We start from the raw sequence: 10,844 nt of genomic DNA on the forward strand, positions 1-10,844 counted from the left end.
GCAGAAGTAAACAGAGCGTTGACATAGCCTGTTTGCCAGACCGCGCCGGTTGCGCCCTTAATCCGCGAACGGGTTCTTTGATGAACGGAAATTGATGCGCACGGGTACGGCACCAAAATCCAAGTCACGGCGAATACCGTTGAGCAAATAGCGCGCATAGCTGGCGGGCAATTCGTCGGTCCGGTTGCCGAAAATCACGAACGTTGGCGGGCGGTTGCGCGCCTGCGTCATGTACCGCAATTTGATCCGCTTGCCGCCGGGGGCAGGTGGCGGGTTTGCCGAAATCGCGGCTTCGAACCAGCGGTTGAGTATGCCGGTGGGCACGCGCTTGTTCCACGCCTCTCGCGCGTCAAACGCCGCCGAAATCATCTGGTCCAGCCCCTTGCCGGTCAGCGCAGATACGGCGATCATCGGAACGCCCTTTAACTGCGACAGGCCTTCATCCAGCGCGCCGCGGATCCCTTTGAACAGGCTGCCACCATCGACGGCCACGTCCCATTTGTTAATGGCGACAATCAGCGCGCGGCCTTCTTGAATGACATGGTCGGCGATTTTCAGGTCTTGGACTTCCAAACCTTTGGTCGCGTCCAAAAGCAGCACGACGACTTCCGCAAAATCGATCGCGTGGCGGGCGTCGGCCACCGACAGCTTTTCAAGCTTGTCCTGCACCTTGGCGCGCTTGCGCATCCCCGCCGTATCGATCAGGCGCACCCGCCGTTCGGTCAGCATCGGCGGAATATTGCCTTCTTCATCGGGCTCGCGCTCTTTCGGGCTTGGGTCGTTCCAGACCCAGTCCACCGAAATACTGTCGCGGGTAATCCCTGCCTCAGGGCCGGTAATCAAGCGGTTCTCGCCCAAAATCTTGTTGATGAGCGTTGATTTGCCTGCGTTCGGGCGGCCAACAATGGCCAGTTTCAATATCGCGTCAGGGGCTTCGGGGTCGGGCACTTCAAAGGCACCGCCGTCAATATGCGGCAACAGCGATTGGAACAGGTCGGCCATGCCTTCGCCATGTTCGCCGCTGATCGCAATTGGCTCGCCAAAGCCAAGTGCGTAGCTTTCCAATATGCCGTTATCGCCCTGCTTGCCTTCGGCCTTGTTCACGGCCAGCACGACGGGTGTCGCGCTGCTGCGCAGCCAACGGGCGATTTCTTCATCGAGCGGGGTGACGCCGACACGACCGTCGATCAGGAACAACGCAACCTGCGCGCCCGCAATCGCGGCTTCGGTCTGCATCCGCATCCGGCCGGGCAGGGTATCGGGATCTTCATCCTCATAACCTGCGGTATCGACAATGGTGAATTCAAGATCGAACAAACGACCTTCGCCCTCACGCCGGTCGCGCGTGACGCCAGGCGTATCGTCGACAAGCGCCAGCTTCTTGCCAACCAAACGGTTGAACAAAGTTGACTTGCCGACATTGGGCCGACCGATAATGGCTACCGTCGGCAACATGCCGGCATTACTCCTTTAAAGACTTAGCCCCGGAACGCGGAAATGCGGCCGGAGTCGTCCAAGATATACAATATGTTGTTCGCCACGATCGGGGCGAGCGACACGTCATTCTTTACGTCGAATACTTCAGTGGCGGCGCCTTCTTCGGGGGAAATCGACCAGATCGCGCCATGCGAATTGGCAACGATCAAACGGCCACCGGCGAGGACTGGACCATACCAGCTGATCGGGCCTTTTTTCTTCTTTTCATTTTTGAAACGCTGCAGCTTTGAAATCCACCGGACCTTGCCGCTTGAACGCGCAACGCACAGAAGCTTTGCCTCATCCGTCATCACAAATACCCATTCGCCAACCGCGACAGGTGTCGAAATGCCGGCAATGTTGATTTCCCAAATGCGCTGGCCGCTGACCAGTTCATAAGATGCCATACGGCCACCCTTGCCAAGCGCAAAGACGCGGCCACGGTCAATGACGGGATCGGCGTCAATATCGGTCAACGTCGATACAGATGTCGACATGGCCGTGCGTGACAATGTGTCGCTCCACAGGCTGCGGCCATTTTCATAACGATAGGCGGCAAGCTCTCCGCTGGAATAGCCAGCGATGACCGTGCCTTGTGCCGCGGCAGGTGCGCCAACGCCAAAGATGCCCGATGCGGCAACCGGGCCAGCTTCGTTCCATTGCGGTTCACCGTCGCTTTGACGCAAAGCGTAAATCTGGTTGTCCTGGGTCATGACATATAGATTGCCATTGGACAGTGTCGGCGCACCGCGCAGCGGCCCTGCAGGACGTTTTTTCCACACCAGCGCACCGGTATCGGCGGCAAGCGATGCGACATCGCCAACGCCGTTGGTCGCAAATATGTTGGTGGCGGTTGCGCTTACGCCGCCGCCATAGCGTGATGACTTGCCATCATCTTTGACTTCAAGCGCATTGCTCCAAATTTGCGCGCCGGTGTTGGCGTCAAAGGCCGTGACCCGCGCCGTGGTGTCGACAACATATAGACGCCCGTCGCTCATCACCGGGCTCGCGGCGAGGCGCGCGCGCGGGTTGGCACCCTTTACGCGTGCGGTCCAGATACGCGTCAGACTTTGGCCCAGTTCAACATGGCCGGGTGATTTTGATGCGTTACCGCCGGGCTGCGCCCATGCTTCGTTGATGGTTGCTGGTGGCAAGGTCACCGCAACATTGGCCAGCGCGGCATCAATGTCCGTGTCGCGCTCGGCACCCAATATGGCGACGCGACTGCCGACGGTCGGGGTGTTGTTTTTCTTTCCGGCATCGCCGCGCATGCCGTCCAAAACGGCACAGCCGCCAAGGGTGGTGGATGCAGCGAGGACCAATAAAAGCTTCGTGACAGTCTTCAATTTCACTCTCCCTTGGAGGCGGTTTCATCCGCCTTCGATGCCGCATTGCGCTTTGCGTCAACCTGAACAGTATCTACGCCAAGCGCGCCAGCCATTTGTTGCGAACGGCTACGCAGCGACTCCGGCAGGTCCTCCTGCTTGGAAATCTGGGCAAAAATCGGGCCAGCCAAATTGTCCTTACCCATTTTTATATAGGCCAATGCCGTCAGTTCGCCCGCGCTGCCGAACCATGCATGGCCGGGGGTCGCAAGTGGCTTCAACCTGTCAATAACCTGTTGCGGCGGGGTCGAATCAAATTCGGCACTGACCTGACGAATGAGCGCGAGATCGCGGAATGTCTGCGGCAGGCTGCTGTCTGCTGCGACCTTTGCATAAATTGCGACCGCTTTCTTGGTCTCGCCGTCTTCGCCAAGCAAATTGGCTTCGACCAGTTGCGCCATCGCGCGATATCCGGGTTGGTCCGCCTTGGCGAGTGTCGCGAGCTGTGCGCGGGCTTCTTTTTCCTGACCGGCGCGCAATTTGTCCATCGCATCCACGAACAGTTCGCTTTGCAAATCGGCCGCCGCCTGCTTTTGATTGTGATATACAATCCAGCCACCAAAAGCGAGCAAACCCGCCACAATAGCGGCCAATAACCAGCGTCCGTAACGTGTCCAGAAATTGGTGAGATCGCTTGCGCGGACGGCATCATCCACTTCGCGCAAAAACGCTTCGTCGCTTCCGCTCCGGTCTTTTTCAGGGCGCTGTTCTGTCGGTGTCAAAGCCAAGAGGGCCTCCGATTATAAATAGTCTTGATCAGTTGGAGCCGTCCTTAGCCCGACTTGGCTGGATAGGCCAGCCTGCTTTACGCAGGTTGGTACAGCTGTTCGGGCCCGGGGAAGCTGCGGTCACGCACGCCAGCGGCATATTCACGCACTGCATCTTCAACGCTAACGCCCATATTGCCGAATTTTTTGACGAACTTTGGCACGCGGTCGAACAGACCAAGCATGTCTTCGGCGACCAAAACTTGCCCGTCGCATTGCGCAGACGCACCAATGCCAATCGTTGGGCAGGCAACTTTCTGCGTAATTTCAATGGCGATATGTTCCAGCACGCCTTCGATCACCATGGCAAAGGCACCGGCATCGGACATGGCGATGGCATCTTCGACAATCGATTTGGCTTCTTCAGGGCTCTTGCCGCGCACGCCATAGCCGCCAAGGATGTTCACGGCTTGCGGGGTCAGGCCGACATGCGCCATCACGGGAATGCCGCGCGACGTGAGGAATTCGACCGTTGGGGCCAAAACCTTGCCACCTTCCAATTTGACCGCAGCAGCGCCGGTTTCCTTCAACAGCCGCGATGCGTTCACAAATGCCTGCTCGGCTGAGGCTTCGTACGAACCAAAGGGCATGTCGACGATGACGGCGGCGTGATAGCTGCCACGCACAACCGCTGCGCCATGCGCGGCCATCATTTCCATCGTCACCGCGACCGTATGCGGCAGGCCGTAAATCACCTGACCCAGCGAGTCGCCGACGAGCAGCATGTCGCAATGCGGATCCATCAATTGCGCCATGCGTACGGTGTAGGCGGTCAGCATGACGAGTGGTTCTTGGCCCTTTTGCTGACGGATGCGCGGCACGGTCAGCCGCTTCATCGGCGACGGCGTCGGGTTCGCACGGCTGGTGGATGTGTCGAACGTGAGCGTTTTTGAATTGGTAGACATGGCGGAGGACTTAGCCGCTAAACGCACCGCACGAAAGGAAGAACGGGCGGTGTGTATGTTATATTTGACTCGATGTTAAAAATAACTAACATTAAGTGCGAATCATGTAACATTGGAGATTGTCGATGTCCTTCCGAGAGAAAATTCACTGGATTGCGTTAGTCGGGTTGCTGTCCGCTTTCGGCTGGTATTTCCTGAGCTATCCTTGGGAAATCGCGAATTCGCCCAAGGGAATGTACATTGCGGTGTGGATGTTACTGCCGGTGACGATCATTTTTTTGGTGCCAATGGTCGCGGGTGCCGCCTTTTTTGCGATACGCTCACCGAAGGACGCTGATCTGAAAGAAGACGAACGCGAAAAGGGCATCCATCTCAGGGGAACCCATCTGGCCTATTACCCCTTGGCCATCGGGGTTCAGCTGAATATCTTCGTGCTCATCAACGGATTCAATTATGGGTACGCCGTGACCATCCTGATCGCCACATTGGTTATTGCCGAACTCATTCGCGTGGGGTCGCAGCTATATTATTATCGCCGTGGCTACTGACCCGATGGCGCAAACACCCTTCACCAACGACATCAGGACGCTGCGCTTCCTCGCCGGGGAGATGACGCAGGGCGATTTGGGCGACAAGGTGGGCGTCACGCGCCAGACCATTGCCGCCATTGAGCAGGGCAAATATTCACCCTCGCTTGAGGTCGCGTTTCGCATCGCCCATGTCTTTGGAAAGCCGCTTGAAGAGGTTTTTCAGTGGACTGCAAAAGCCGGATAAAGTGTGCCGGCTTGTTCGTCACCGTTTCTTCGAAAACGCCGCGCATTGCGCAACCAGCGACGTCATATCATCCACCGGAATGATGTGCTTCGGGCCGAAATTGAAACAGGATTTGCCCTGCATGCGTTTGCGCAAGGCGTCTGAAATTTCGTCCAATAATGCGGGGTCGAGATAGACCGGAAACAGGTGGAACGAGACGTAGCTTTTCTTGATTTGAACCGCTGCAAACATCTCGGGCGTGCCATCGGCCTTCACGGTTTCGAGATAATAATTGTCCGCCGCATCCCGCTTTACCTGAAAGTCGGGCTCATAGGGTTTCAGCATATTCTTCAGCGTCGAAAATATGTCGTCCACCTCATTCTCCCATTATGTTCGCCCGTGCCGACACGGCCTCTGCAACATTATCACTGAAAATGCCGTCAATGCCCGTGGCCAGAAACGCCTTCATCTCGGCCTGAACATCGCCAATGCCGCGCGGGTCGACGCCTGATTTTTGCGCCAGCGGCAGGAAGTAATTTTCGCGGCGGAATGTCCATGGGTGCACCGCAAGGCCGACCTTATGCGCATCAGCGACAAGCGTCGTGGGCGTGCCCAGATTGCCGATGAGTGTACGCGGGATGACCATGGCCTTGTTCGGGCCAACGCCATCGGCATAGGTCGCAACAATTTTCAGGCCCTCGGCAGTGGCCATTTGTGGGTAGGTCAAATCGCTGCGGTCGGCGGGGCTGCCCTTTTCTTCCATCAGCTGGATCAGCCGCAATTTCGTCTTGGGCCGCAATGCTTTTAGATTTTCGACCTCAAACGATTGGATGAAAATCGGCGCGTCTTTTGTGACATGGCCAAAACGGGTCAGCATCGCCAGCAACGGCGCCTCATGCGGCAAACCGATTGAGCCGAAATAGCTTGGGTGCTTGGTTTCGGGATAGACGCCGACATTGTGCGCCTTGGCGAGGGTCAGTATCTCTTCAAAGGTCGGGATTTCAAACTGCCCGTCAAACGCCATATTGTCCTTGCGCAATTGCGGCAGGCGTTCCTTCGCCCGCAGGGTCTTGAGTTCGGCCAGCGTGAAATCTTCGGTGAACCAGCCGGTCATTTTCTTACCATCGATGGTCTTGCTTGTCTTGCGGTCGGCAAATTCGGGCTTGTCGGCCACGTCGGTGGTTTCCGAAATCTCATTCTCATGCCGCGCGACCAGAACGCCGTCTTTCGTCAGGACAAGGTCAGGCTCGATATAATCCGCACCCTGTTCAATCGCGCGGGTGTAGCTGGCGATGGTGTGTTCGGGGCGCTCACCCGATGCGCCGCGGTGCGCGATGATGATGGCTTGGCCGTTTAAGGGTTTTTCCATGGCGTGGCTCTCCGGTGTCGCGCAGGCGGGCAATAAGAATAAGGCGATGAAGAGGGCGTGCAGGTTTTTCATACCGCCTTCATGGCCGCGCAGCATTTCAGTTCTGCGACAAGACCGGTTCCCATTCGGATTCCTTGAACCCCACCAGCAAAGCCGTGCCGCCTTCGACGACGGGCCGTTTGATCATCGACGGGTTGGCGACCATCAAGGCGATGGCTTTGGCCTCGTCAATGTCGGCCTTGTCGGCATCGGGCAATTTCTTGAACGTCGTGCCTGCCTTGTTCAGCAGCTTTTCCCAGCCAACTTGGCCCACCCAGCGCGCCAGATGCGCTTCGGTCACCCCTGCCTTTTTATAATCATGAAAGACAAAGCTAACGCCGCGCGCATCAAGATAATTCCGCGCCTTTTTGACGGTGTCGCAATTGGGAATGCCGTAGAGGGTGATGTGTGACATGGGTTTCTTTCTGGTGCGCCTTCGTTGGGGTCGTGACGCGTCCTTTAGTTTTTCTGTAGGGCCTTCGCCTCAGGAAATAATGGCCACGCCAATTGTTGGCCCAAAGTCGCGTCTGGCAAATTCTCTACCCCATAGCTTTGCGGATAGGTGCGGGTGATTTTCGCGGTGCCGAACAGAATGTCCCAAAAGAACAGCAGATTTCCGAAATTGCCTTTATAGTTCACGGCAGGGTCGCTGTAATGACGCCCATGATGGGCATGGTGGGTAGCAGGCGTCGATATCGTGCGTTCAACCACCCACATGACGGGCGAAAGCCATTTGATTTTAAGCAGCTTCGCATCCCAAGCCACATCGCTATGCGCCCCGATGATCACAAGTTGTTTGACCACAACATAGCCCGCAAACACCCAACCCAAGCCCATGTAGATCAACACGGCCGAGAACCAGATGCTTGGCATCAGCGCGTAATAAAAAATGTTGTTCCGGTAGACCAACCGGATGCTCATATAGCGGGCGTTGTGGTGCGCACGGTGCATATTGTAGAGCCACGCGAAGCTATGCGATGCACGGTGCTGCCAATATTGCATCATGTCATCCAGGATCAGGAACAACCCGATCGCCAGGAATATATTGATACCCGACAACATCCCACGCCATTCGGGACGCAGCGCGCCGAGCGCATAGTCGACAAATAGCAAAATGGCGGGCTGGGTGAAAACCAACAATAAAACGGTGCTGATAACTTCAACAATGCCGTCGTCGCGGGTTTGCTCATTCTTCGAAAAAAGGCGGGTGCGAAACAATTCAAGCAGGCCAAAGGCCAGATAAATGGAAAGAACCACATAGGTTGAAGTCGGCATCTTAGTCGTGCTTTCTTGGAATGATTACGGTCTAGGCCCAGTATCCATGCACGGACGCAGAAGGCAATGACAACAGCGATGCGGATGACGAACAAAAAGGCATCATGCGAGCTAACATAGGTTTTGGACGACCCACAAGGGCGCAGATCAATTTGGTTGCCGCAAGAGGGCGATGTTCGACATGGATTTCTTTCGGGCGCGCTTTTGTGGGGTGGTGAAGGTTCGTTACATATTTCTTAAACATTTTGAATGACAAGATTTCGCATGATCATCAAAAACCCCAACGTTATGGCTGTTGATGGGCCCATTATATCAGTATCCTGTTACTGAAATGGCGCATTACGACTTGCATCATGGCCTCATTGCAAATCCAAAAACTTGGAATCATTTTAATGTAGAGATGAGGAGATAAACATGAGTCGTTTTTCTGCCATTTGGGTATCAGCCGCATTTTTTTTGCCCGTAACTATGGTATCTGCGGAGAAACCCGCGGATAAAGAAATTGTCGTCACTGGGGCGTCGCTGGCGGATACAGAACGAACGCTAAAAAATTGCTTGGCGGGTAATTGTTCACCTGATGCAGATGTCCGCGCGGCAATTGCACATGCAGAAAACCAGTTTGTTGCCGGTGAATATCGGGACGCCAAAACGACGTTGAAAAAAGCAATCGGCCGCAATGGGAAATATCGAAATCAATTCCCGGTAGAGCTTTCCTATCTATATCGAGCGTCAAGCCGCATTGCCGAGCATCTCGGCGAGACTGACGAGTACCGGCTGCGCTTGCTGGATATGCGTGACACGCTTCGGTCAAACTTCCCCGCTGACGATGCCAGAGTTCTCTCTGCCCAACTAGAGATCGCGGACAGTCGCGTTAAGCTTGGTTATCCAGACAATGCACTGGACATTTATGCAGATGTTGAAAAGGCCGCAATCGCGGCAGGGCAAAACCAGATTGCAACCCTCGCCAAGCTTCGCGCGAATTTGTTGATTTATGCCATTGGCGAAAACGAACGGTATCAGCCCGATATGAAGCGCGCGCGTGCCGCGCTTGCCGAAATGGTCAAGCGGCCGCTGCCCGGGTCTGATGACTTTTCACTCATCGCCGAAGTCGCATTGGCGCGTATTGATCGGCGGGAGGGTCGCGGTGACTCAACCGATGCCATTATGCGCCGGGTGTTATCGCGCGGTGTTGATCGGCCAATTTTACTGTCTGCCGACCCCATTGATGTGCCGAAGAGCGCTTATGGTGAAAGAACGAATAGTGGGCAGTCCTTATTGTTGAATGTTGGCCCAAGAAGAATTGAAGGGGAATCGATGCCAGCTCCTCAAAATGTGCTGACGCAAATTCCTCGAAATTTTGAAGACCGTTGGATGGATGTCGGCTTCTGGGTTACCGCCGATGGTCGCGTAGATGATGTTGAAGTGCTACGCACCGAAGGCTCCGGTGACTGGATGAAGATCGTCATCAACTCGATTCAATCACGCCAATATGCGCCAATTCGTAACAAGGACGGGGCGACACATCCGGGATTTTATATGATCGAGCGCTACACCTATACAGCACGATATATGGAAGACATCACGGGATCACGAATACCGCGCCGGTCAACTCAGGCGAGAATCGAACGGCTTGATCTAACGCCCGAAAATTTTGATCAGCCATTTGCCAACAGGCCAAAGACGAACCGTCAAACAGCCAGCTAACTGCGATCGCCGAAAAAGCGGACTGGCAGGTTGCGACGACATTGCGGGCGGAGCCAGAGAAAGCTAAACACAGCGGAGGGAGACTGGACAATGGCGCTAGTTACAATCGGGTCTGCTTTCGCTGCCGTGATGATATGGCTTGCGCTTCACGCCAATGCTCGATTTTCCGGTGAACGGCGCCTACCCATGCAATGGTGGCTGAACGGGGAAGTTACTTGGTATGCGCCACGTCGTATAGCATTGGCCTTCATTCCAACGTTAGCAATCATTGTCTTTGCTTTATACGTTGCACTTAGCCTCACAACAAAACCCAGAGCTGGTGATGAGCAACTCGTCATACCCGCTATGTTGTTTATGGGTTTTCTTTTTCTCGGCATTCAGTGGCTTCACCTATATTTGGTAAGAAAAACACTGGATCGGAGCGGCGGATAACACTGCAACCGCCCACACACACCGTCACCCTGAACTCGTTTTGGCTCTGCCAGCCTTCGGCTCCAGGGTCTTACTTTTTCATGCACCGTCCAGAATTAAGACCCTGAAACCAGTTCAGGGTGACGAGGAGGGGTGCAACATGGCCCACCGCGCCACGTCCTGGCCTACCCCGAACCCCGGCCAGATAGGAACGCAGCCACGGCAATCGCCCTGACCGCATGGATGTCACTTATAATGCTCCCGCCGGTCGCCGAAATCACGCACGCGTTTGCGCCATGCGCGATAGCTGCCGGGTTTCAGCTGCGTGCGCATAATTGCCTTTATCTGGTCCGGTGTGACGCCATGCTGCGCCGAAATCTGTGTGAAACTGATATGGTCGGACAGCGCCATTTCGACGATTTCGCTGAGCGCGGCGGGTGATAATTCTGCTGCCATGCGTTCAGAGCCCGAACAGATTCTGCCAGCGCGGGTCCGACTTTGCGACCTTTACCAGAAACGGACAGGTCGGCCGTGCTTTGACGCCCATGGCTTCGATCTGTTCAAACACACCCGTGGCCAGCCGTCCCCCCGCGCCCGTCCCGCGCAAGGCGGATGGCACTTCGGCGTGCGGCAATATCATGACATCTCCGTCCCAGCGGATGGTGACATAAGCATCGCCCGCCTCCGTCGGCATGTTGAACCGGTTGCGTTCGGGTTCGTAGGTGATGGTCATGGCTGTTTCAGCCTTATTCCCACTCAA

Annotated in this window: 14 protein-coding genes; 4 read left to right on the top strand and 10 right to left on the bottom strand. The window is 55.6% G+C overall.

Translation table 11 applies throughout. The features are described from left to right. Nucleotides 1-57: 57 nt before the first annotated feature. The 4 genes from der to panB all read right to left on the bottom strand — a co-directional run bounded on the left by der (nucleotide 58) and on the right by panB (nucleotide 4,533). Nucleotides 58-1,455 (bottom strand): ribosome biogenesis GTPase Der, encoded by a 1,398-nt coding sequence (gene der / locus ACIQ5B_RS07925; RefSeq protein WP_397598539.1) that lies wholly within the window; start codon nucleotides 1,453-1,455, stop codon nucleotides 58-60. A 23-nt stretch (nucleotides 1,456-1,478) separates the two neighbouring features. Continuing rightward, nucleotides 1,479-2,822: a PQQ-binding-like beta-propeller repeat protein gene (locus ACIQ5B_RS07930; RefSeq protein ID WP_397598540.1), complete on the bottom strand. Its 1,344-nt coding sequence runs from the start codon at nucleotides 2,820-2,822 to the stop codon at nucleotides 1,479-1,481. 2 nt (nucleotides 2,823-2,824) lie between these two features. Then, complete coding sequence (locus ACIQ5B_RS07935) at nucleotides 2,825-3,583, bottom strand: tetratricopeptide repeat protein (RefSeq protein WP_333790549.1); 759 nt, start codon at nucleotides 3,581-3,583, stop codon at nucleotides 2,825-2,827. A gap of 83 nt (nucleotides 3,584-3,666) precedes the next feature. Then, nucleotides 3,667-4,533 (bottom strand): 3-methyl-2-oxobutanoate hydroxymethyltransferase, encoded by an 867-nt coding sequence (gene panB, locus ACIQ5B_RS07940; RefSeq protein WP_395629215.1) that lies wholly within the window; start codon nucleotides 4,531-4,533, stop codon nucleotides 3,667-3,669. A 125-nt stretch (nucleotides 4,534-4,658) separates the two neighbouring features. On the opposite strand from panB, the gene ACIQ5B_RS07945 reads away from it, so the two are divergent. Together ACIQ5B_RS07945 and ACIQ5B_RS07950 are read left to right on the top strand one after the other, a co-directional pair. Next, nucleotides 4,659-5,081 (top strand): hypothetical protein, encoded by a 423-nt coding sequence (locus ACIQ5B_RS07945; RefSeq protein WP_397598541.1) that lies wholly within the window; start codon nucleotides 4,659-4,661, stop codon nucleotides 5,079-5,081. A 4-nt stretch (nucleotides 5,082-5,085) separates the two neighbouring features. Then, nucleotides 5,086-5,307 (top strand): helix-turn-helix transcriptional regulator, encoded by a 222-nt coding sequence (locus ACIQ5B_RS07950; protein WP_395629213.1) that lies wholly within the window; start codon nucleotides 5,086-5,088, stop codon nucleotides 5,305-5,307. A gap of 18 nt (nucleotides 5,308-5,325) precedes the next feature. Here ACIQ5B_RS07950 and ACIQ5B_RS07955 read toward each other — a convergent pair whose 3' ends face one another. The 4 genes from ACIQ5B_RS07955 to ACIQ5B_RS07970 are packed head-to-tail and all read right to left on the bottom strand — an operon-like array spanning nucleotide 5,326 to nucleotide 7,969. Continuing rightward, the gene (locus ACIQ5B_RS07955) at nucleotides 5,326-5,661 is read right to left on the bottom strand and encodes a hypothetical protein (RefSeq protein WP_397598542.1); all 336 of its coding nucleotides are present in this window, start codon (nucleotides 5,659-5,661) and stop codon (nucleotides 5,326-5,328) included. Between the two features lies 1 nt (nucleotide 5,662). Further along, nucleotides 5,663-6,727 carry a glycerophosphodiester phosphodiesterase gene (locus ACIQ5B_RS07960; protein WP_397598543.1) on the bottom strand — a complete coding sequence of 355 codons (1,065 nt, stop codon included), beginning with the start codon at nucleotides 6,725-6,727 and terminating at the stop codon, nucleotides 5,663-5,665. A gap of 25 nt (nucleotides 6,728-6,752) precedes the next feature. Then, a complete protein-coding gene (locus ACIQ5B_RS07965) occupies nucleotides 6,753-7,109 on the bottom strand; it encodes an ArsC family reductase (RefSeq protein WP_333569950.1) in 357 nt (118 codons plus the stop codon). A 44-nt stretch (nucleotides 7,110-7,153) separates the two neighbouring features. After that, nucleotides 7,154-7,969 carry a sterol desaturase family protein gene (locus ACIQ5B_RS07970; protein WP_397598544.1) on the bottom strand — a complete coding sequence of 272 codons (816 nt, stop codon included), beginning with the start codon at nucleotides 7,967-7,969 and terminating at the stop codon, nucleotides 7,154-7,156. 414 nt (nucleotides 7,970-8,383) lie between these two features. On the opposite strand from ACIQ5B_RS07970, the gene ACIQ5B_RS07975 reads away from it, so the two are divergent. Together ACIQ5B_RS07975 and ACIQ5B_RS07980 are read left to right on the top strand one after the other, a co-directional pair. Next, on the top strand, nucleotides 8,384-9,673 hold the full coding sequence (locus tag ACIQ5B_RS07975; protein WP_397598545.1) for a hypothetical protein: 1,290 nt from the start codon (nucleotides 8,384-8,386) through the stop codon (nucleotides 9,671-9,673). A 126-nt stretch (nucleotides 9,674-9,799) separates the two neighbouring features. Continuing rightward, the gene (locus tag ACIQ5B_RS07980; protein WP_397598546.1) at nucleotides 9,800-10,105 is read left to right on the top strand and encodes a hypothetical protein; all 306 of its coding nucleotides are present in this window, start codon (nucleotides 9,800-9,802) and stop codon (nucleotides 10,103-10,105) included. A gap of 225 nt (nucleotides 10,106-10,330) precedes the next feature. Here ACIQ5B_RS07980 and ACIQ5B_RS07985 read toward each other — a convergent pair whose 3' ends face one another. After that, the gene (locus ACIQ5B_RS07985; protein WP_397598547.1) at nucleotides 10,331-10,540 is read right to left on the bottom strand and encodes a DUF2805 domain-containing protein; all 210 of its coding nucleotides are present in this window, start codon (nucleotides 10,538-10,540) and stop codon (nucleotides 10,331-10,333) included. A 4-nt stretch (nucleotides 10,541-10,544) separates the two neighbouring features. Then, the coding region (locus ACIQ5B_RS07990) for a GNAT family N-acetyltransferase (protein WP_397598548.1) at nucleotides 10,545-10,844 on the bottom strand (300 nt) is incomplete at its 5' end.

Origin of the sequence: Sphingorhabdus sp. (assembly GCF_044374345.1) — a bacterium.
In the GTDB taxonomy this organism is placed as follows: Bacteria; Pseudomonadota; Alphaproteobacteria; order Sphingomonadales; family Sphingomonadaceae; genus Sphingorhabdus_B.